Genomic DNA, 22,030 nt, shown 5'->3' on the forward strand with positions numbered 1-22,030 from the left:
GTTGTCCCTTTTTGATGGAGGTGACTACACCTACAAAGGGACGCCGCGATCACAACACCAGTCAAGCTCGCTGAATCCTGCATCCTCAGGTTGTTTGGGTATATAACAAAGAGGCAGTAAGTCTCTGACAACAAGGAGTGAAGTATGGAAGGACTCTGGGACAGGGAAGGCTGTCGCCATGGATTAGGAAGAGGACTTGCTCGGAATAAAAGGGCGATTTCTGAACAAAGCTTGCAAGGCTTTTGTTTGATTGCCGACATGCACAGCAACTAGGGAGTCATGTTGTGAAAACAATTCTGCACTGGTTACAGCGAATAGCAGATGGCGTTGCAGTCACCATGTTGGCGGTAATGTTCCTTCTCTTTTGTGCGCAAATATTTTCCCGCTATGTTTTGAATGATCCGATTGGCTGGTCGTCAGAAGTGCTTCTGACACTTTGGCTGTGGGTGATCTTCTGGGCTGGCGCGTTTTGTCTGCGTCATAAAGATCACATTCGCTTTGATCTTCTCTTTTTAAGTGTGCCTGGGAAGGTACAACGTATTTTTCTGATCTTGTCTGCATTGGGCATCATCATCGGTTTCGGGATGAGCTTTTTGCCGACGTGGGACTACATCACGTTCTACAAAATCAAGAAAAGCGCGATTTTGAAATGGCGCCTCGATTATGTATTCAGCATTTACGGGATTTTCCTTGGCGCGATTATTCTCCGCTACGGCCTTGCACTGATTCAATTCCTGAATCCGAACTACAAAGTGCAAGAAGACAAGGATGAGCAGGTGGAAGAATGAGTTTAGCTTTAACACTATGTCTGGTGACAGTGCTGTTACTGGCGGCTTTCGGTACGCCAGTATCTTTCTCTATGATTATTGGTGCCATTGTTTACTTGGCAGTCAGTGGTCAGGACTTGGCGCTGGCAGGCGAACAAATTATTCAGGGGTTCTACAACAGCTTTATTCTGCTGGCTGTGCCTCTTTTCATTGCTGCGGCGAACATTATGAACGCAGGCAGTATCACGGACAGACTACTCCAGTTTTGTGTCGCAATGGTTGGCCATTTCCGTGGCGGCTTAGGACACGTTAACATCGTTTCCAGTCTGATCTTCTCGGGTATGTCGGGTTCTGCGGTAGCTGACGCCGCGGGTGTAGGCCGGGTTATCATCAACATGATGACTAAAGATGGCCGCTATCCGCCGTCTTATGCAGCAGCGATTACCGCCGCATCGGCGACAATTGGTCCGATTATTCCGCCTTCGATTCCAATGGTCATCTACGCCTTGGTGTCTGATACCTCGGTCGGTTATCTCTTTATCGCAGGCTTGGTACCGGGTCTTCTAATGGGTGTGGTTCTGATGGGTCTGAACGCCTACATGGCGACCAAGATGGATATCCCGAAAGAACCACGCACGCCGATGAAGGATATCCCACGCATCACATTCCGCGCGTTGCCAACCTTGATGATGCCAGCGATCCTGCTGTTCGGTATCTACGGTGGTATCACTACGCCAACCGAAGCGGCGGCAGTGGCGGCAGCCTATGCCTTGATTCTGGCAGTCGCGTACCGTTCAATCAGCTTCAAGCAACTTTACGTTGCGCTGAAAGAGAGTGCGTACTCGTCGGCATCTGTCGGTCTGGTTATCGGTTCTGCACTGATCTTCAACTACATCGTAGCGACAGAGAATGTTCCTACTGCGATTGCTGAAATGATCACAGCAGCTGATCTGTCACCGTTGCAGTTCCTTTTGATTGTTAACCTGATCTATCTCGGTCTTGGTTTCCTGCTGGATGCTACCACCGTGATTCTGGTTATCGTGCCGCTGTTTGTACCGGCTTGTCGTGAATTGGGTATCGACCTCGTGCACTTCGGTGTCGTGACCATCGTGAACTTGATGATTGGCCTGATTACGCCACCATATGGGGTCTTGTTGTTCGTGATAAACGGCACCACCAAAATCCCATTGGCGGGCATAATCAAGCAAGTGATTCCGTTCATCTTCGTTCTGCTGGCAGCACTCTTTGTCATGATCCTGTTCCCGGATTTGATTCTGAGTATGCCAAGGTTGATGGGCTATCAGGGATAGCGATTTCACCTAGTACATAAAAAGAAAAGGCCTTGATGGCCTTTTCTTTTTTTTGGAGAGCGCGCTGCTGTAAGTGCCTAACGCCTAATGCTTAGTGTCCGGCACATTGCTGATGGTTTCATGGCTGGCAAACCCGTGTACCAGCCACTTTGTTAGCGTTCTTAATAACTGCTGTTTGGTAATGGGCTTCACCAAGTGATCTTGCATCACCTCTCGGATGGCGAGCGTCACTTCTTCGCTGTATTCACCAGACAAGGCAACCACTGGGATTGGCCCAACCAAGCGGCGAATTTCATGGGTGGCTTCAATACCGTTTCGACCCGGCATGTGAATGTCCATCAGGATCAAATCGAAACGTTCTGTTTTCACCTTCTGAATGGATTCATCGCCTGAGGCAGCTTCTTCGACCTCAATGCCTTCGCTGGTGAGATAGGCTTTCACCAGCATGCGGTTGACCTGCATGTCGTCCACAACCAGAACCCGTTTCCCAATCAAACTGCCGAGTTTTGCCAGCTTGCCTTCGTCAATCAGGTTGTCGAAGGAGCGAAGAAACTGGAGTTTGTTGAACACACCTTCAAGCTCTCCTTGCACCAGGTGTTCAGAGAATGCAGAAGGCGTGGTTTGGGCGTCGGTATCGAATACCAGTACGGGTGTCACCTGAGCGTGGTGACCCAAATCACCGGCGCGCAGCGCTTTCACCAATGCCATATCCTGTTCGAGCATAGCGCGCTCCAGCACAATGAAATCGACAGGCTGGTTAAGCTCGTGGGTGAATCCTGTCTCGACATCATGGGTAAAACAGGCTTGGATGTCTAACGCGCCGAATTCCTTAGAAAGCCAACCGCCTGCTTCAGGCTGGGCAACAACCAGACAGGACTTACCCGCGGCAAACTGTTTGATGCGGCCTTGGGTTTCTTCATCCTGCTCTTGTTGGTCAACAGAAGGGAAAGTTAAGACAAATTCGGTGTATTCACCTTCAACAGAGTCGCAGCGTATTGTGCCGCCAAAGGATTCCATCACGCGTTTGCAGTAAGAAAGGCCAAGGCCATTACCTTGCTGCTTGCCGCTGGTGTAGAACTCATCAAAGATTTGAGAAAGCTGTGCTACCGGGATTCCGGGTCCGGTATCGACAACATGCACTGAATTCCCGTCTTTTGAATGAGCAAAGTGAATTCTGATACGACTTTCCGGATGTGAGTCAAAGTAGTACACCGCATTCTTTAGCAGGTTTAAAAGCACAAAGCTATAAAGGGTATCGCTGCCGTGGAAGAAGAAGTCATCCTGCACGTTCAGATCAATCCGGCTTCTGTGGTCTTCACTGTAGAAGCTGAAATCCTTGATCGCTTGTGTCGTCAATTCTGCTGCAGAGTAATAGGCGAATAAGCTGGTGCTGATGCCGTCCCCGCGAAGCTCATCCAGAATGGCATCGATAAAACGGGTGCCGAGTTGAACGGCTTTTTTACCTTCTGACAATTCTTGATAGAGCTTCTGCATTTCCTGAGAAGCAAAAGGCGCAAGCGAGCCATTTTCGACACCAAACATGTCCGCATCGATCCTCTCGAAATGGTATTTAATTTTCGTGAGTGGATTGCGGATTTCATGGGCGATAGAGCCTGCTAAGACCTGCGACTTTCGCACTTTGTCTTCGGTAACAATAAAGCGGTTGGCTTCATCAAAAAGCCGTTGCAAGCCCATGATTTCTTCACTGGAGAACAGGTCGTTGTCTTTCGACACCATATACAGATGGGTAACTTCTTTCTTCTCGTTCGTAATGGGAAGCACCAGAGAAGTCCCTGCATTGACCATTGCCCGGGTGACATCAAGCAACTCTTCCTGTACTTCAGGCTCTTCATGCTTGATTTCATACTCCAGTTCTTCTTTCACCAGCACCGAGCGGTCACCATGGAAACAGGAGAGGAAAACATTGTTGTCTGCGTTGTTGTCGACCTTTTGAATTCGACCAAATTTGGCATTCAACACTTTGTTAAGCTGAACCACGGCATCATCGGTGGAATAGCGGAACTCTCCAATCAGGTTACAGATGTTTTCAACCGGATTGCCTTTCTCTTTATAGAAGAGGCGGTTCACTTTTCCTCGAATGTACTTGTGTGAGCGGTTCCAGAACATACCGGCCAGTACTGTCCAAGCCACAAAGATGACGCTTTCCATCGGGAAGTGACGGGCCGTCAATAGCGATATAGGCACGATATACAGCGACGCGTTAATCAGGAAGCTGACGACGATCATCGCGATATAACGGCTGCTGTAAAAGCGGTTGTGCAACAAGGCATAACCAACCAGCAGAGCTTCGATGATGGACAGGGCAGGCGGCACCCAGACGATCGAGAAATCGTTGAATACCACAGGAATAAGGAAATGCGCCATAAACGTCGAGACGATAAAGGCGACCATCCCCAACACCATGTACTTTGCCTTGATCTGCTGCAGTTTGACTTTGCTTCGGCTGGAGTACACGAAGTTGGTTAGGGTCATGATGATCAGCAGGATCAGAATCCCGAAGAATACGCCGCTTGTCGGTCCAAAGTGTATGACGAAGTTGCCGATGTCATACACATCTACGGAAACCACATTCAGTCCAGGTACCAAATTGGTGACCAAGGTGATTGCGCAGGTGGTGAGGAAAAACCACCAGTGCCAGCGCTTTATCTTAAACCCTTCATGCTCTGAGACTAACCGGCAGGAAAACAGGTAAGCGAAAGCAAAAGCTAATCCCGAAAACAGGTTTGCCGCCAATGCCATGAGGGTTGCACCGGGCTCGCCAAAATACACCAAAAGGCCAGACTGGAAATAGGCGTTCGACAGAATCCACGCCGAAATGAAGGCGGTATAAAGGGTGTATGGGCGATATAAAGGCCGGGTGATCCCCGACCTGTTTTTTGCCAGGGACCGCGCGAAATTGGTGGCCCAAATCGCGACAATACTGGCGATAGCGACAAGGAATATCGCTATATAGTTACTGGAGATAGCCCCGATAAAATCATGCATTGGCAGAGGCTCTCGCGAGTTTTCGCATTGAAATAATTCTCTTGTTGTAATCTCTGAAGCTGTTTTCTTCGAATGCCTGACTCATTGGGCCTGTGAAAACGACACCTTGATAAGTGGTTAACGCTGTACCCGCGACTTGCTGTTGGCAAAGCGCGACGTAAGGCAGAATGTTTTTGCTGTCATTATTCACTGATTGGTAGAACCCGAGGATAGAAGGTTGTTCGACGATGGTGTAAGCCACCTCAAGGCCAATATCAGCCAGTTTCAACGTCAAGTATTTGAGTGTCAGGTATAGAACATGGTTCAACTTCTCGCGTGGTCCGCTGATGGCCATTCTGATTATTTCACAGACAGCTTGCTTTTGTGTAACAGCTCGCAAAAGGGAATAATCAAATTTTTCAACAGATTGAATATTTAATTTACTTTTCAGTCTGTTAGAGAAAATGCCGGACTGTTCTAATGTGCTAATTTTCTCATTTGATAAGGTGAGAGTCCAACTGTCTGTTTGGAAGAATGGGTCAAACGTCAACCAGTTGTCACGTTGCTCATAACGTTGAATAAGCGCAGAAGAGAGAAGCAACGGAGCCTGGCCACCAATATCTTGGTACAGGATGAAGTGCTCACCGGACGCAGAAATATCCAGGTAGTAAAGCATCTCGTACCAATGCTGTTGCTTCACAAAGGTTTCAAGGTTGATAAGGACGTTGGCAAGAGAAAGCGTCATCGGATACAGAGAGTGGCTGGTTAGGAACAATCTCTCATCGTTACGGATGTCTTCCACTACCTCGTAGCGGTACATTTCGCTGACATTTTCCTCAGAACTGGTTGGCGGGCATTGCTCATCATAGTGTGCTTGCAGATGGCGTTTGGCTTGCTGATTGATTTGAAACGCTTTGAACTCTGCCCAGCACATCAGAATGTCACCATAGAAAGCAATAGCTGTGCGCTCGATATACAAGAACAAGGATGGAAGATCGTTAATGGGCTTCACGCCGGTAATCGTTTTTGCCAGCGGCGATGTTAGCGTGGTGTAAAGGTTGCCACGGGGTGCATCCGGATCCTGCATTTGATGGATTTCATTTACGCGATACGAAACGATTTTTTCGAACAGGTCAAAGTAATGATTTTCATACATATATTCTTCAACGGACTGCATGAAAGCCTGCTTATTACTCTCAGTTGCTTGTGCATGGCTCAATGCAATGATGGTTTGCTGAAGGTTGGCATGAAGGGAAGATGGCTTGATATTGATGTCGTACATACTTAATTCCTCGACGTAGTTCAAAAAAGTCCAGTTAAGTGTACGATCTCTTTAATGCAGTCATGCGATGACAATCACAAATGTCCACTTATTGAAACAATTTCGACCATTTACATAAAAGAGAGCGATTGCTTAACGCTATCTAGCTGAGAAGGCAGGGAAGTTGCCGGAGGTGAAATTAATTGGATTTTGTGTTGATGATGTTGCCAAGTTTTACAGGCAGATGAATTGCGTGAGTCAGTCAGGATTTTGATACAACCTTGGTGAGGATCTCTCACTAGGGTAATGAGGTGTTTCCTTTGCCTGAGAGGAGCTGCCATGAGTGAGAAGGACACCTTTGCCGAAGTGGTCGACATGCACCACGGAGGAAAGAACAAATTGGAAATTGCGAATGAATTATCGCAACAGGGCTGGGCTTTTTATGACGCTTTGGAGTTTACAGAAAGTGTCTATGAGCATGAGTCTCTTTCTGATCCAATAAGGATGGGAAGCTCGTTGGAAGAGATGCGAAAACAGCCTCCGATAGATTTTTAAATGCTTATACCCAAACAACCTGAATGCGAGTATCTTCAGGTCGTTTGGGTATATCTATACGAAGCCAGCACTTGCTGGCTTCATTTTGTTCAATAGTAGCTAGATTTCATAATTCGTTCGTTTTAATTGAATGAGTCAACATTAAGAATTATGTTTCATCAGGTGGATGAACACCTGTTTAAAGCATTAAATCTATCAAAATTTGAATACGGTCATTTATATCTCTCCCACTCACACTATCGTTATTTAATGCAACATGGTTGCAACATTGATGGGGTGTATACCTAGCAGCAGATTCAGTGCTTGCAGCAGGGTATTTCAAGGAAGTGACTAGTATGAACGCATATTATTCAACATTGAGTGGATGGCTGATCCCTATTACCCGGGCGATGAAAAGCCATGACATCGATCCGATCAAAACCTTAGAAAAGTTTGATATTTCTCCTTCTGAAGTCAACGATCCTGAAGGAAGGGTCTGCGTGCAAAGCCTTGGCAATTTGTTCGCTTACTGCAACAACAAAGTAGGTGGTCGCGCTTTTAATATCGAAGTGGCGCGAAGCTTTCATCCCTCAGTGCTTCATGCACTTGGTTATGCAGTGCAATCTGCATACAGCCTTCAAGAAGCGTTAGAACGCGTCGCCCAATATAAACGTGTGGTTTCCAACTGTTGCAATATGTACGCTTATGAGGAAAGGGGGGTCGACTTCGTGTCAGATTTGGAAGTCTATCGCTATGCAGACAGCGGCCGCCAGGTGCTTACGCCTCATATGATCGAAGCGTTTCAGGCGACGCTGGTGCAATTATCCCGCGACATTGTTGGTCGTGACTTCAATCCAATCAAAATCCAATTTAACTTCGAGCGTCCAAGTACGGATTGCGAAGTGGCGGCAGCGTTTTTCGATTGTCCCATTGAATATGGCTGCGATCGCAATGCGGTTGTGATGGATGCGGAAATTGCCCGAACTCAGTCGATCGGCAGTAATCCCGCCATTAACGAAATGCACCTCGAAATGCTGAACAAATTCATGTGTCGGGTAGATAAAACCAATCTGACCTTCCAGATTGAAACCCGAATCGTGGATGAACTACCGCTCGGTGCACCGTCTCAGGCGGATGTTGCAAAACAGCTGGGACTGAGCCTCAGAAACCTTCAGCGTAAACTGAATGATCAGGGAACCTGTTATAAAGACATCCTCGACAATACGCGTAAGAGGCTGACGATGAACTACATCAAGCAACCTCACATGAGTATCAGTGAAATAGGTTACTTGGTGGGCTTTTCCAATGTGGCTAACTTCAATCGCGCATTCAGGCGTTGGGAGGGGTGTGCACCTGGTGAATATCGTCACCGTTATCTTTCGGCTAATACCTTGGCAGAAAGCTGTCGCCATTAATCAATCAACAAAGAGATTTTCACTCAGGGGCGCCATTGTGGCGCTCCTTTTTTATACATATATGGGTAAACAGGAGAAATACAGATAAGCCTTTGGCATAAATTAACAAAGCCTTCTCCCGTCGTTGGCGCATATTGAGCATTCAGTATCGAAGAAGTCATGCATCCTTCTGATATCCAAACCTATCGGAAATCTCAGAAAAAGGAGGCTTGCAGTCGGGAGATCAATATGAATAACGCAGAGAAACTTTCTGAGCCGGTCATGATGGAACAAGAAACGGCCCAGTGCTCTGAAAATAAGAGCGCAGAAACCATCAATACCTTGTTCTATTTGCAAAAACGCGCCTTTAACAAAGAGAGATACCCCAGTTACGAAAGCCGGGTTGCGGATTTGAAATTACTTAAATCTGCCATTCATCGTGAAAAGGACAATTTGCTGAGAGCGTTGGAACAAGACTTCGGCTATCGAAGTCACGATGAGAGTATGCTGGGCGACATCTTTTCTTCTCTGTCCTCGATTGACTACACGATAAAGCATCTTCGTCGCTGGATGAAACCTCAAAAACGCAAAGTCGGCATTGTCTTCCAGCCTGCCAGGGCAGAAATTCATTATCAGCCTTTGGGCGTGGTGGGGATCATTTCGCCTTGGAACTACCCGGTCTTTCTCACTATCGGACCATTGGTGGCTGCCATTGCGGCAGGAAACCGCGCGATGATAAAAGTGTCCGAATACACCCCCGCGACCAATGCTGTGCTGGTGGACATGCTCTCCAGCGTCTTTCCGCGCGACAAAGTGCATGTGGTGGAAGGGGATGCCAATGTGGCCAAATCTTTCTCTGAATTGCCTTTTGATCACCTGCTGTTTACTGGCTCAACGCAGGTTGGCAGGCATGTGATGCTAGCCGCTGCCGACAAACTCGTTCCAGTGACCCTTGAATTAGGTGGGAAATCGCCGGTGATCATTGATGACAAGATCCCCCTTAATGAAGCCGTTAAACGCTTTATCTATGGCAAAACCATGAATGCGGGGCAAACCTGTGTTTCTCCAGATTACATTTATTGCCCGAATGAAAGATTGGATGAGTTGGTTGCGGAGATAAGCCGTCGCTATGAATCTATGTATCCCTCAACACTCGGCAATGACAAACGTACACGAGTAATCAATCCCAAACAGTTTCAGCGTTTGATGGGGTATTTGGAGGAAGCACAGGCACAAGGTGCTCAGGTCGTGCATCTTGGTGAGCTTGATGTTCAACCGGAAGGTTGCTTTATGCCTCTGACATTGGTGTTGGGTGCCAGTGCATCTATGAAAGTCATGCAGGAAGAAATCTTTGGCCCAATCTTACCGATTCTTGGTTATCAGGATACCCAGGATGTGATTGATGCTATTAACAGCAACGCACGCCCACTTGGGTTGTATGTTCTGAGTTTTGACAAAGGCTTTCAGCGTCGGTTTTTGAGAGAAACGCACGCGGGTGGTGTTTGTATCAATGACGCGGCATTCCATGTGGTTGTCGATGATTTGCCATTTGGTGGTGTTGGAGATTCAGGTATGGGCAGCTACCACGGTGTGGAAGGCTTCAGAACGTTCTCCCACTGCAAATCGGTTTTGGTACGCGGGAAATTGTTTTTCAGCGATATGCTCTTCCCACCGTACGGAAAAAAAATGCATCACTTGTTCTACAAGTTCTTTGTTGGAGAGTAGATACGTGACGCTGTCACGATAAAACGTATACAACAAGGAACCCAAACAGAAGGATGATGAACGTGACCAATGGTATTCAACAAAGCAACATCACATTGGCGACTTTTATTGAAAGCGCCTGCGACAAATACGCTGACAAAACGGCTTTCTATTGCGGACCGCAAAGCCTTAGCTATCGTGATGTTGAGGAAAAATCCCGCCAGTTTGCAGGCTGGCTTCAAAACAATACGAACTTAAAGCCGGGCGATCGGATAGCAATACAGCTTCCTAATATTCTCGATTTTCCTATTGCTGCGTTTGCAGCCTTGCGCGCCGGATTGGTGCTTGTAAACACCAATCCACTTTATACGCCGAGAGAGATGCAGCACCAATTTTCGGACTCTGGTGCGAAAGCGTTAGTGATCTTTGCACCTCTTTCTGCACCTTTAGCCTCTGTGATTGATCACACCGACATCGATGTCGTGATTTACGCAAAAGGAGGAGGGAAGGCCTCGACATCAAGCGAGCGGGATATTCTTCAGGCAGATTTGGATGAGATCCTTGCGGGAGAAGCGGCTTCTTTTGTATCGCCTGCGATAGATGCTGGAGCACTCAGTATGTTGCAGTACACAGGCGGGACAACCGGCAGAGCAAAAGGGGCATGCCTGACTCACGCTTCTGTGCTGGCGAACATGGCACAAATGGAAGAGCGTTTGAAAGACGTGGTAGTGCCGGGAGAAGAGTTGTTTGTCTGTCCGTTGCCGCTTTACCACATCTATGCATTTGCCGTGAACCTCATTCTGTTTTTCTCCCAAGGTAACACCAACATTCTGATCCCCAATCCAAGAGATCTCGATACTTTTGTTGCCCAACTCCAACCGCATAAATTTACGGGTTTTGCCGGCATTAACACATTGTTTGTCGGCTTATGTCAGCACCCTGAATTTCGCGCTCTGGACTTCTCGCACCTCAAAATTACGCTTTCTGGCGGAACGGCGCTGATCGATGCTGCCCGCGTAGCGTGGGAAGAGGTGACAGCTTGTACCATCACCGAAGGGTACGGCATGTCAGAAACCTCACCGGTGATCAGTCTGAATCAACCGGGGGCAGAACATTACGGCACTGTCGGTCGGCCTTTAATCAATACCGCCGTGGAAATCTGGGACTTGAACGACAGGGCTCTACCGCAAGGCGAGGTCGGCCAGATTGTGTTGAAAGGCGAACAAGTCATGAAAGGGTACTGGAATAACCCAGAAGAAACGGGACAAGTCTTAACAGCGGATGGCTTTTTTAAGACCGGGGACATGGGGGTGATCCTAGAGGACGGCTGTATTCAAATTGTTGACCGGCTCAAAGATATGGTACTGGTTTCCGGCTTTAACGTTTACCCAAGTGAAGTGGAACAAGTGCTTTGCTCGCACCCCGATGTATTGGAAGCCGCCGTGATTGGGGTAGCCGATGAAGCTACTGGCGAGGCAGTTAAAGCTTTTATCACGGCAAAAGAGACGTTGGAACTGTCAGCGTTGGAGGCTTTTTGTCGCCAAAATCTCACGGCTTACAAAGTACCAAAGCAAGTTGTTGTGGTGTCCGAACTCCCGAAAACTGCCGTTGGTAAAATCCTTCGAAAAGATCTTCGAACAGTTTCTTAAATCCATTTTTCTGTCCTTTACTTTTTCTCGTCTTTTCCGGTGCTAGATGCACCGGCTTTTTTTCCTTGTTGCCTGTCGTTCTGAAGGCATAAAAAAGCCCGCGAGGCGGGCTGTTTTAAGGACGGTTACGTTCTTTGTTCAGAAACGGTAGTTTGCTTGTGCACCAACAATCAGCAAATAGCCTTTTGCCGTATAGTCATGGTCTGCCGCGAACAAGCTGGTTTCAGTAAAAGACTCATCTGAACGGTCCATGTAAGCCAAACCGAGATCAAACGACCAGTTGGTATCAAGTTGATAATTCATACCTGTCGAATACCAATAGGCATCTTGGTCAGGAATGCTCAGGGTTGTTTCTCCAGCTTTTTCGTCGAGTGCAAAGCCCGCCCGCAGCTTGATGGCTGGGTTGAGCTGATAGGTCGCACCAATCGCCCAGCGCCAGCTGTCTTCATACTTTTCAGGCTTCAAGAAACAGATGCCTCCATTGATACTGCAGTCACTACTGGAAGCACTAAATTCCTTGTATTCACTCCATTGCGTCCAAAGCGCGCTATAGTGAATTGCCCATTTGTCATCTAGCTGGTGGAATCCCGAAAACTCAGCGATCGCCGGTAGCGGTACATTGGAAACGGCGGTGGTTGAACCGCCACCGGGAATGGCAACACCTGGGCTGAAATCGTTGAAAGTGCCTTCGAGCTTGAGATCAACGCCTGCACGGTAAGAAAGGCCAAGACGGTTTTTCTCATCCAGTGCCAACAACGCGCCCACGTTCCAGCCAAATGCCCAGTCATCACCATCCCAACTTAAAATCTTGTCTGAGGCCTGCACACCGAAACTGCCAGCACCCCCGCCATAATGTCGGTTTACCTCGCCACTGGCGTAAACCAGGCTAATACCTGCGCCAAGACTCAGCATCGGAGAGACCTGATAGGCGATAGCAGGGTTGATGTTAACGGTGAATAGCTCTGTGTCTCCACCGATATCTCCAGCAATGAAATCGTCTTTTAAATCAGTTCCCAATCCGTAATTGGCGTACAGTCCTAATCCCACGGCCATTTGTTCATTAAGAGGCTGAACATAGTAACTGGCAGGGACAAACTGGGAAGGAATAATGTCTGACGAAGACTGTGCCGCAGAATTACCTGTCACGTCGATTTCTGCGTCAAAGTAAATCATTGAACCGGAGAACTCAGGACGTTCAAAGAGCGTCATGGTGGCCGGGTTTCGTCCCATTGACGCTGCGCTGTCCCCGATGGCGGCTTCACCGGCATAGGCGCGGCCAAGACCGCCGGATGAGTCAAACGCGATTTGATAGCCCGCTGCGTTGGCGTTGCCAATACTCATTGCCGATAGTACGAACATTGCTGTTGTAGAGAGAGTAAGATGTGTAATTTTCTTTGCTGCCATAACAACCTCCATGGCTGAAGTAATCCGTGATTTTTATAAGAATCCTTCAGATGGTAGGCAGTTACGTATTTCGGGCTGTAGTCTCGATGTGCCATTAACCTATCTTAATGGGTCGGTGAGACAAGGCGGGGATGAATGAGAGTTATTTGTATGAAGAATTTAGGTATCGAGCAGGCATAAGCCACGTGATGTTAAGCAGAAACGCACAAGAGGTTTTAGATGTCTCTTGTGCGTAGGAGGGTTATGCGATTTTGACGAGGCTCTTTCTTTCAGACCCGATAGGGACTGGTGGGGAAATATACCCAAAATAGGCGCAGATACTGATTTCATTGAATCGCGCCAGTTGCTGCTTATATTCAATGGCCGAAGCAATGACTTCAACACCAAGACTGGATGCCATTTTTATCATTGGTTTGAGTAACAAGTGGTTACCGTCATCTTCTGCGTTTTGAATGAACGAGTGGTCGAGTTTTACAAAAGCCGGTTTTAATGTCCTGAGATAAGAGACTGAGGAAAGATGTTGACCAAACCTGTCTATACCATATCGTAAACCTGCGTCTGACAGGTTTCGACACGCGCGCTCACAATCTTTAGGGTGGTTACACGCAATGGCCTCAGCAAACTCAACAAACAAACGATCTTTGAGTTTGTTGATGGTCAAAGTGCTGGTCAACCATTTTAAGAACTCCGGGTCTCTAGTGCTGTCAGCCGTTAAATTGATGGAGTAGGGGCCATTGTTTTTATCTTTTTCTAACAAAGAGATGACCTGTGTTATCACGCAGCGGTCAAAGTGTTGCGCCAGCGACAGTCGGGAAAGATCGGAAATGAGCTTATTGGCGGGGATAAACTCATCATTGAGCTGCAGTTTGGCAAACACTTCATAGTGTTGGACTTCATGGCAAGCTCTTGAAAATACAGGCTGTACGGTTAATTCAACCAATTTTTCTTCAATGGATGTCCTTAAAGTCTGGTCAAGCTGTTCTTGTGTATATTCTTGCTCAGTACTAGAGAAAACAAACACGCTGTCGGTGGCTTCTGCTTGAGTAAGTGCGGTGTTAGCACGTGCCATTATTGATGACATGGTGTCATCGGCATGGTTTTCAGTGATCCCGATCGTAAACCCCTTGGCAGTAGGTATGCCGTTACTAATTATCTCACCATTGACTGCACGGATAATTTCGCTCAAATAAGCTCTTGCCTGTTTTTCATGAACACTCGGAATAAGAATCGCAATCTCAGACTTCCCGAGCCTTGCAACCATTGCGTCGTTCGATTGCGGAAGAATCTTGCCAAACGCTTTACTCATAGATCGGAGACAATCGTTAAGGCTTTTTGTGCCCCGGGACGGGTCAATCTTCTCCAGCCATTTTAGGTTGATGAGCATTAACACACCGCAATCTCCGTCTGACAACCAACTTTCAGTCTGGCGGGTCAGGAAACTGCGGTTGGGTAATCCTGAGCCTTCGTCAAACAGGTACTTGGTGCGCAAGGCACTGATTTCCTCGTTCAAGGTTTCAAAAAGGCTCTGGAGTTGCGATGACATATCATTGAAAGTATGTGTCAATTCAGAGAGGTCGCTGGCCTTTGGTGAAGGCAAATGCCCCGAGAAATCAAGTTTCGCAATACGTTTGGCTTCTTTGGTGATGGTTTTGATGGGGGAGAGCATACGCCCAAGGGTAAAACGTACAATCAGTGTTGCAGCGGTCACGAGAGTGACAGCGGAAATAATGAATGAACGAAGTAACTCCCAAAGTGCAAGATTGGCGCTGTCAGGTGGTATCTGGATGGAAAGAGACGCTAATTCCGTCCAACTGTTTCGAACCGTTGTAGTCATCCATATTGGCTCAATGAATCCTAAAGAAGAAAACCAAACTGGTGCTTTTTGCTGGAGCGCGTCTTCATTGACCCAACTTTGTAATTCACCGTCAAATATCCACTGCAAAGTGACCTGACTAACCAATGCGTCTTTTGACAATACCGCAGAGAAGAAGCGATCGCTTTTTTCCAGATCCCCAGTTTCCAGAATAGGGACTAACGCCGCGCTCAGGTTTTGCAAAGCGCTATTGGCATGTGACTGCATTTCTTGCTGTATAAAAGCATGGTTGATAGTGAACTCAGCATAAGCCATAGCCGTACAAAGCAAAATGAGTGTTGCAGCCACCACAAGCGTGATTTTATTGGTTATTGTCATGCTTCTTTCCGTTTTCTGGTGTCTCTAAAAACAAATAGATGATTTCGTTATCTTCCTATTGCTGCTCTACCTACCTCAGCGTTTCATATTGATTCACAGTTACTTTATTACATGCGGCTTAAAAGGGTCTTCTCGCCGCTTATTCCCTATTCAAGTGGTTTGCTCGTCTCCGGTGGTTGTACTTTCAGGGATGAAAGCAAGCGTCCGGTAGAATTAAGAATGCGATACTCCGCGACGAGGTAGTCATACTCAGCAGCGAGATAGTCTTTTCTTGATTCAAACAATTCATTTTCAGAATCCAGAAGGTCAATAAGCGAGCGTTGCCCCAAGCCAAATTGGAGGGTGTACGCACTTTGTGTTTCTACGGCAGCAGCAACATGTTCATTCAAATAAACCATCTGCTCACGCAGGCTGACGCGGGCGTTCCAGGCTAACCTAGTACCTTCTATCACATCTCTGACCGCCTTCTGGTTCACCTCTTTTGACTCACCAATACGATAGGCCATTTCGCGCTCAAATGCGGTATCTCTTCCACCGTTGTAAAGGTTGTAACGAACGCGCACCATGGCCTGTAGATCATCGTCATGCCCCAAGGTACCACCAATATCGTTGTTCCAGTTTCCGTTCAGTTCAAGACTGACCTCGGGATAATAAGAAGATTTGGCTGCCTCATGTTGGAAATTGGCTGCGTTGATGTCTGAATAGGAAAGCTTGACAGTTGGGTGTTCTTTCTCAGCAATCTCGATGGCCTGGCTTAAGCTGGCAGGAATCAGTCCAGTGTCTGGAGACGGCGTGCTCAGGTTTTCTGGAGGAAGATTCACTACCCTGATGTAGTTACTTCTGGCATCCATTAGATTGTTTTTTGCTGCAGTCAGATTCGATTTAGCGCGAGCCAGCCGACCTGTGATCTGGGATAAATCAGCCGACGAGCCTAGTCCAGAGTCTGTCTTTTCTTTGATCTGTCCATAGATAGACTCATGGCTTTTCAGATTTTCCTCGGAAAGCTCAACAACCTGTTTGGCTTGAAGGTATTGGATATAGACCCTGACCGTTTCTAACGCCTGATCTTCAGAGGTCGAAACGAGATTCCAGTATCCGGATTTGGCCTCCGCCTTAGAGCGCTCAACCTCGCTTTTAGTTTGGAAACCGCTGAATAAAGCCTGTCTGATACTGATTCCTGCTTCACCGGGATTCAGTTCATCATCTTTCCTGCCTGCAGCCCGGGTAGAAGGGCTATCGGTTTGTTCCCAACCATAACCTGCGGTGAGGTCAATGACGGGTAAATAACCCGCAAACGCCTGATCAACTTGTTCTTCTTGTGCCTTGTAAGCATGGAAGGCTCTCCTTACATCAGGGCTGGAGGAGAGGGTTTTTGCTACGGCTTGCTCCAGCGTGTCTGAATACCCGACAGTAGGGATCAACAAAGCGCACGAGAGGGAATACTTGATTAGGTTGTTGAATCGTTTTTGACTGTTGCGGGTACACGTCATGTGCAAACTCCTGGGTCATGTTCTTTTTTTAACGCTCTCGGAGCGCTGATTCTCTGGCACGAAGAATAGGGTTGAGAATATAGTCGAGTACAGTGCGTTTCCCGGTAATGATATCTACGCTGGTTAGCATGCCGGGAATGATTGGCATTGCGGTACCTTCTTTATCTTCGAGGTTGGAAACGTCCGTCCTGACCCTCACCAAATAAAAACTGTTACCTTTATCGTCCTGCGTAGTGTCCGCACTGATATGCTCCAGTTTTCCTTTAAGGCCACCATAACGAGTGAAGTCGTAAGCTGTGACTTTGACGACAGCAGGCAAACCTGAATGCAGGAATGCGATGTCTTTTGGTTGGATTTTGGCTTCTATCAGTAATTGGTCTTCGTTTGGGACAATCTCAAGGATGTCTTCACCTGGACGCACGACTCCGCCCAAGGTGTTGATGTGAATAGTTTTGATGGTGCCATTGACAGGAGAGGTAATAATGGCTTTATCTACTTTGTCCTGAGAACCCACTTTCGCTTGTTGGAGACGGGATAACTTTGCTTCCAGTTCACTGACTTGCGTTAGGTTTTCGTTTTTGAAGGCAAGAACGGATTCACGTCGCTTCAGAATGGCCTCGTCCTGTTCTGCTTTAAGTTTGGGTTGCATCTGGTGCAGGGCGGCGATTTCACCGCGCATATCGTTGAGCTGGCGTTGAAGCTTCAGTAGCTCAACTTCAGGGACGATTTTCTTCTTGGCGAGCGGTTTTGTCAGCTCATATTCGCGGGCGACCAGCTTCGCACTGTTCTCAAGTGTCTTTATCTTGGTTTTTAGTTCTTTAATTTCCTGTTGTTTCTGAAGTACCTGACGGGACTGGATTTCGACTTTGTTCTTTAAATCGTCTAAATGCCCTTGATACTCGAGAGTCTGTCGTTGAACCAATTCGGGCTCCTGAGATTGAAGTTCTTCAGGAAAATCTAATGCCATAGGCTCAATAAGTATTTGTGACTCCCAGTTAACATCCAGCCCTTGAAGCTTGATACTGGCGAGCTCTTTTTGTAGTCGAATAATGTTGGCATTCAGGCTTGCATCTTCTTCTTCCTGTTGAGCGACATCTGAGCGAAAGCGGGTATCGTCGATGCGTACAATAGGCATACCTTTTTCTACGATCATCCCTTCTTTGACGTACATTTCCTGTAAAATTCCGCCGTCAAGGCTTTGAATCAACTGTACCTGTGATGAAGGAATAACCTTGCCTTCACCACGTGTGACCTGATCGAGTGAAGACAAAGAAGCCCAAACAATAAATGAGGCAACAATGAAAATAAGAAGCCAGACAACAACACGATATTTGCCGGGAACATCCATCATCATGGCGCCATATATATCGTCAGCCATGTCGACGTGTTCACGGTCCTGATTTTTACTCATTATTGGCTGTTCTCCTGCTCTGGCTTTCGCTAGCTGAGTTTTGAGATAGCTTTTGAAGGACAGTTGTTCTTGGTCCGTCTAAAAATACGCGACCTTTATCCAAAACAATGACTCGATCGACAATATCAAGAAGAGACATTTTATGGGTGACTAAAATAAGCGTTCTGTCTTTGCTTACTTGTTGCATCGCCCGAATAAATTGCTTTTCTGCAAATGCATCCATTGATGCAGTTGGCTCGTCCATTAATAAGATAGATGGCTCATTGAGTATAGAACGCGCAAGTGCTACAGCTTGACGTTGTCCACGAGAAAGAGATTGACCACCTTCACCCACCTGTTTATCGAGGCCTTGTGAATCCAGAGAGGTGAAATGAGAAACGCCAGAGAGCTGTACGGCTCGAATAAGCTGATGCTCAGTGACCTGTCTTGTACCGAATAAAATGTTGTCACGGATCGTGCCATGAAACAGGGTGATATCCTGTGGCATGTACCCGACGTTTCGGCGCAGATCGGCAGGGTGTATTTGTTTGGAATCAATACCGTCGAATCTCAGGCTTCCTTGTGTTGGCTGGTAAAGCCCAGCAAACATTTTGAGCAAGGATGTTTTACCTGACCCATTCTTCCCAATGATGGCAATGCTTTCACCTTCATTGATTTTCAGGGAACTTGGATAAATGACTGGCTCTTCTTCTTCATTGAAAGCAAAAGAAACGCCCGCGCATTCAATTTGACCTTTCAACTGCCTGCGACTTATCAAATGGCCTTTATCCTGATATTCGTCTTCTTGATCCATAAGTGCATCAAGTTGGCGAAGTGAGCTCATTGTTTGATTTGAGCGCGTCAGTAAGTTGGCTAATGAGGCCATAGGGGAGACTACTCGGCTAGACAACATGACTGCAGCGATAATACCGCCCATAGATATGTCACCCTGAGACACCCTAAATACGCCGAGAATTACGACGGCAATAGCGGTCATTTGCGTCACAAAGGTTGCTAGATAAGAAACCGATTGCGACGTTTTCTTTACCTTAAGTCCCCAAGTAGCAGAGTGGGCAATCATTTGTTGCCATGTTTTCTGCACAATACCTTCTGCTAAATTCGCTTTAATGGACTCCATAGCACTCAGGCTTTCAATTAAGTGCCCATTCTTCAGTCCAGCGAACTTGTTACTTTCCTCGATAGCGGCTCTAAGTTTTGGCTGTATAGCGCATGCATATCCAATAATGATGAGGCCAGACACCAGGGGAACAAAGGCCAAATCACCAGCAAATATATAGATAATGAAAAGGAAGAAAATCGCGAAAGGTAGGTCAACTAACGTTGTTATCGTTGTGGAAGTCAGCATCTCCCGCACGCTGTCAAATTCACTGATTTGTTTTGCCATTCCACCTACACTTGGCCCCCGTTTTTCGAGCGGGATCCCGATGGATTTAGCAAAAATGCGGGAAGAAACAACGATATCAATTTTCTTGCCGGCATTGTCGATAAGCATACTCCGCACGTAGCGGAGTATGTAATCAAATGTGAAGGCCAATGCTGCACCACTGGCAAGAACCCATAGTGACTCAAAAGCCTGGTTAGGGAGAATTTTGTCGTACACGTTCATCATGAACAGTGGCGAAACCAATGCGAATAGGTTAACAACCACTGACGCTAATAGAGCCTCACGATAGATAGGTGCTGCTTCTTTCAGCATGGAAAACAGCCAATGGCCTTTCTTGGTATGCAAATGCACGTCAACGCTTTGATCGCCTCGATATTGCTTTTTCACCAAGATGGCATAGCCAATATAGATCGCTTCTAGCTCTTCCTGGGTAAGTTCGGTCTCTCCTCCAGTATCAGGAAGTTGAATAACTGCAGTGCCTGTTTCTTTGTCAAAAGAACGAAGTAAACAGGCTTTTTGGTCCACTAAAAGTAGAACGCAGGGCGTCAGCATTTCGCCAATGGTATTGAGTGGCTTTCTCACCACTCGGGATACCAAGCCAGCTCGGGAGGAGGCTTGGGGGAAAAGCTCGGGTGTTAACCGAGCCTCCCTCATTGGCAAACTAGCGACTAATGCTTCACCGGAGCAGGGCGAGCCATAGTGCTCGGTCAAAATGACCAAGCACTCCAGAAGAGGGTCTTCTGTGGTTTGTCCCGCACCAGGAATCGTCCACTGGGGTTTTACATTGTCTGCTAATTGCAAAATATGACACCTTTTTCTTAGTGGTCGTCGATGTTTGGATCATCCAGGTGTGTTGTTGAGTTATCTAACGCATCAACACTCGCTGCTTTTTGGAACAATTCTTTGACGTTGTCATCGCTAAACACACCGTTTTTAATGATTCCATCGTCATCAACAATGTCATCCAAAGTGATGTCCTGCAGAATGATTTCCTGATTCCATACATGGTCTCCAGTGGTATCAACACGGAGTATGAGTGAGCCATCTTGCTCAAACATGTCTATGTCGTCCTCGCTTAGCAAGTTGTCATTGTCGTCGGTAACCAAGTCAGACAAGTTCAATGGAGGTTCACCCACAGAGAAATCAGTGACAGTGTCAGACCATGGCTGATTTGCAACATCTTCGCTGTGCCATACCAGTTCCACTTGATCCAATCCGCTGATGTTATGTTCTTCAATGACGTTAGATGGGTCTTCTTCTTGCGCGTCACCTTGTTGAGTTGCAAACCAAACATCTGCTACGGTTCGCTCTTCACCATCCGTCGTGGTGTAAGTAGATGATTTACCAATAGTGTTATTGTTTGACTCATCACTAGTAAAGTTAGCAGCCAAATCGATAGATGCTACTTTTGCATCTTCCATGCTGAGAAGTTCGTCAGCATCGGTCACACCATCTTGGTCTTTATCGACCCAAACGTTCAGCTCAGAGTAGATAGCATCGTTTTTATCGATAACACCATCAGCGTTGGAGTCATGTTGAGCCAGTGCTTCATATCCGTCAGCAGCAGTGGAACCGTCTGCAAGTCGGGTATTTGAACCGAACAGTTCTGAGCCATCATTGATTTGGCCATCCTTGTTGATATCACGCACCAATAGACCATCGCCGCCAGTGATCCAGCCTGTCTTAACATCCTTACCATCACCGTCATAATCAAAGTTAACAGGTTTCTCTGTTACATCTGACGTTTCGATACCGTCACCATCCAAGTCAAGGACAAGCGGTGTAATGCTCGGGTTCACATACTTACTTTTCACCGCCCAACCGCTTTGTGCACCTTTGGCATTCAGCGTACCAGCCACGGTATATAAGTTTTCGGCTTGAATGTTAAAGAAGCCGTGTTTGTCTGCGTAGATGACAGTCGTGGACCCATTAGGGTTATAAACGGTGACTTTCTCATGAGGTCTCCAGCCATTACCGTTGACGTGTTGAGTACCACCACCATCAAGGTGCCAGTGAACGTGACCAGATGTATCATTGCTCGTATCGCGATAGCCTTTATCGATAACGGTTATCGCACTTTGCACTTCGCCACCGCCAATGTGGGTTTCACCGTCGATTGGTTTGGCTTTAACAATGAGCCTTTCGTTACCTTCAACCTTGTTGTCGTTGATTGGTTTCGCACGGACTAATATTTCAGTCTGGTTAGCCGCAAACGTTAATTGGCTTCCACTTTTGAAGTTTGCCCAACTTGAACCTGTCCAGTACTCATAGCCACCCATGTCTTTGTTGTTGACGTCTGGTGAAGAGCCCGTAAATACGTTGACTTTCACCTTGGTGGCCTGATCAACGGCTTTGCTGAGCTTGATAGAAAATGTTGCCCAGTTGGATTCCTCGACTCTGTTGTTTCCGTTCGTATTGACAACGGAGAGTGTTGGTTTGTCAGCTTCATCAGTAATCACGGCTGCTTGAGACTGTACCCATCCCTGACGGCCAATGACTGCACCTTGGATCTTAATGGTCTCGTTACCTTCATAGACATTGTCATT

Annotated in this window: 14 protein-coding genes; 6 read left to right on the forward strand and 8 right to left on the reverse strand. The window is 47.0% G+C overall.

Going from position 1 to position 22,030, the window contains the following annotated elements; translation table 11 throughout:
* The first annotated feature begins 284 nt into the window (after window positions 1-284).
* Together RN22_RS19335 and RN22_RS19340 are read left to right on the forward strand one after the other, a co-directional pair.
* Window positions 285-788 carry a TRAP transporter small permease gene (locus RN22_RS19335; protein ID WP_046306845.1) on the forward strand — a complete coding sequence of 168 codons (504 nt, stop codon included), beginning with the start codon at window positions 285-287 and terminating at the stop codon, window positions 786-788.
* Entirely contained in the window at window positions 785-2,077 is a 1,293-nt protein-coding gene (locus RN22_RS19340) for a TRAP transporter large permease (RefSeq protein WP_046306848.1), read from the forward strand. Before RN22_RS19335 ends, RN22_RS19340 begins: the two co-directional genes overlap by 4 nt.
* A gap of 84 nt (window positions 2,078-2,161) precedes the next feature.
* Here the strand turns inward: RN22_RS19340 and RN22_RS19345 are convergent, their stop codons facing one another.
* Window positions 2,162-5,083 carry a hybrid sensor histidine kinase/response regulator gene (locus RN22_RS19345; RefSeq protein ID WP_046306850.1) on the reverse strand — a complete coding sequence of 974 codons (2,922 nt, stop codon included), beginning with the start codon at window positions 5,081-5,083 and terminating at the stop codon, window positions 2,162-2,164.
* Window positions 5,076-6,344 carry an acyl-homoserine-lactone synthase gene (locus RN22_RS19350; RefSeq protein ID WP_046306852.1) on the reverse strand — a complete coding sequence of 423 codons (1,269 nt, stop codon included), beginning with the start codon at window positions 6,342-6,344 and terminating at the stop codon, window positions 5,076-5,078. Before RN22_RS19350 ends, RN22_RS19345 begins: the two co-directional genes overlap by 8 nt.
* 318 nt (window positions 6,345-6,662) lie before the next feature.
* On the opposite strand from RN22_RS19350, the gene RN22_RS19355 reads away from it, so the two are divergent.
* From RN22_RS19355 to RN22_RS19370, 4 genes are all read left to right on the forward strand, one after another.
* The gene (locus RN22_RS19355; protein WP_002541905.1) at window positions 6,663-6,878 is read left to right on the forward strand and encodes a hypothetical protein; all 216 of its coding nucleotides are present in this window, start codon (window positions 6,663-6,665) and stop codon (window positions 6,876-6,878) included.
* 335 nt (window positions 6,879-7,213) lie between these two features.
* A complete protein-coding gene (locus RN22_RS19360; RefSeq protein WP_046306855.1) occupies window positions 7,214-8,272 on the forward strand; it encodes an AraC family transcriptional regulator in 1,059 nt (352 codons plus the stop codon).
* Between the two features lie 228 nt (window positions 8,273-8,500).
* Entirely contained in the window at window positions 8,501-9,976 is a 1,476-nt protein-coding gene (locus RN22_RS19365) for a coniferyl aldehyde dehydrogenase (RefSeq protein ID WP_046306857.1), read from the forward strand.
* Between the two features lie 53 nt (window positions 9,977-10,029).
* Window positions 10,030-11,604 (forward strand): AMP-binding protein, encoded by a 1,575-nt coding sequence (locus RN22_RS19370; protein ID WP_231590935.1) that lies wholly within the window; start codon window positions 10,030-10,032, stop codon window positions 11,602-11,604.
* A gap of 138 nt (window positions 11,605-11,742) precedes the next feature.
* Here the strand turns inward: RN22_RS19370 and RN22_RS19375 are convergent, their stop codons facing one another.
* The 6 genes from RN22_RS19375 to RN22_RS25190 form a co-directional block, all read right to left on the reverse strand.
* Window positions 11,743-13,008: a porin gene (locus tag RN22_RS19375; RefSeq protein WP_156168235.1), complete on the reverse strand. Its 1,266-nt coding sequence runs from the start codon at window positions 13,006-13,008 to the stop codon at window positions 11,743-11,745.
* 241 nt (window positions 13,009-13,249) lie between these two features.
* On the reverse strand, window positions 13,250-15,199 hold the full coding sequence (locus tag RN22_RS19380) for an EAL domain-containing protein (protein WP_046306860.1): 1,950 nt from the start codon (window positions 15,197-15,199) through the stop codon (window positions 13,250-13,252).
* Between the two features lie 146 nt (window positions 15,200-15,345).
* On the reverse strand, window positions 15,346-16,689 hold the full coding sequence (locus tag RN22_RS19385; RefSeq protein WP_046306862.1) for a TolC family outer membrane protein: 1,344 nt from the start codon (window positions 16,687-16,689) through the stop codon (window positions 15,346-15,348).
* A gap of 28 nt (window positions 16,690-16,717) precedes the next feature.
* A complete protein-coding gene (locus RN22_RS19390) occupies window positions 16,718-18,100 on the reverse strand; it encodes an HlyD family type I secretion periplasmic adaptor subunit (RefSeq protein WP_046306864.1) in 1,383 nt (460 codons plus the stop codon).
* A complete protein-coding gene (locus RN22_RS19395) occupies window positions 18,093-20,285 on the reverse strand; it encodes a type I secretion system permease/ATPase (protein ID WP_002541897.1) in 2,193 nt (730 codons plus the stop codon). Before RN22_RS19395 ends, RN22_RS19390 begins: the two co-directional genes overlap by 8 nt.
* 17 nt (window positions 20,286-20,302) lie before the next feature.
* Window positions 20,303-22,030 (reverse strand): hypothetical protein (locus tag RN22_RS25190; RefSeq protein ID WP_046306892.1); only part of this gene is annotated, 1,728 nt, incomplete at its 5' end.

Origin of the sequence: Grimontia sp. AD028, assembly GCF_000973155.1 — a bacterium.
GTDB lineage: Bacteria > Pseudomonadota > Gammaproteobacteria > Enterobacterales > Vibrionaceae > Enterovibrio > Enterovibrio indicus.

Bases quoted from the DNA above. Each gene is read 5' to 3' on its own strand.
- RN22_RS19340 (WP_046306848.1), top strand. From the start codon at position 785: ATGAGTTTAGCTTTAACACTATGTCTGGTGACAGTGCTGTTACTGGCG.
- RN22_RS19345 (WP_046306850.1), bottom strand. From the start codon at position 5,083: ATGCATGATTTTATCGGGGCTATCTCCAGTAACTATATAGCGATATTC.
- RN22_RS19350 (WP_046306852.1), bottom strand. From the start codon at position 6,344: ATGTACGACATCAATATCAAGCCATCTTCCCTTCATGCCAACCTTCAG.
- RN22_RS19355 (WP_002541905.1), top strand. From the start codon at position 6,663: ATGAGTGAGAAGGACACCTTTGCCGAAGTGGTCGACATGCACCACGGA.
- RN22_RS19360 (WP_046306855.1), top strand. From the start codon at position 7,214: ATGAACGCATATTATTCAACATTGAGTGGATGGCTGATCCCTATTACC.
- RN22_RS19365 (WP_046306857.1), top strand. From the start codon at position 8,501: ATGAATAACGCAGAGAAACTTTCTGAGCCGGTCATGATGGAACAAGAA.
- RN22_RS19370 (WP_231590935.1), top strand. From the start codon at position 10,030: ATGATGAACGTGACCAATGGTATTCAACAAAGCAACATCACATTGGCG.
- RN22_RS19375 (WP_156168235.1), bottom strand. From the start codon at position 13,008: ATGGCAGCAAAGAAAATTACACATCTTACTCTCTCTACAACAGCAATG.
- RN22_RS19380 (WP_046306860.1), bottom strand. From the start codon at position 15,199: ATGACAATAACCAATAAAATCACGCTTGTGGTGGCTGCAACACTCATT.
- RN22_RS19385 (WP_046306862.1), bottom strand. From the start codon at position 16,689: ATGACGTGTACCCGCAACAGTCAAAAACGATTCAACAACCTAATCAAG.
- RN22_RS19390 (WP_046306864.1), bottom strand. From the start codon at position 18,100: ATGAGTAAAAATCAGGACCGTGAACACGTCGACATGGCTGACGATATA.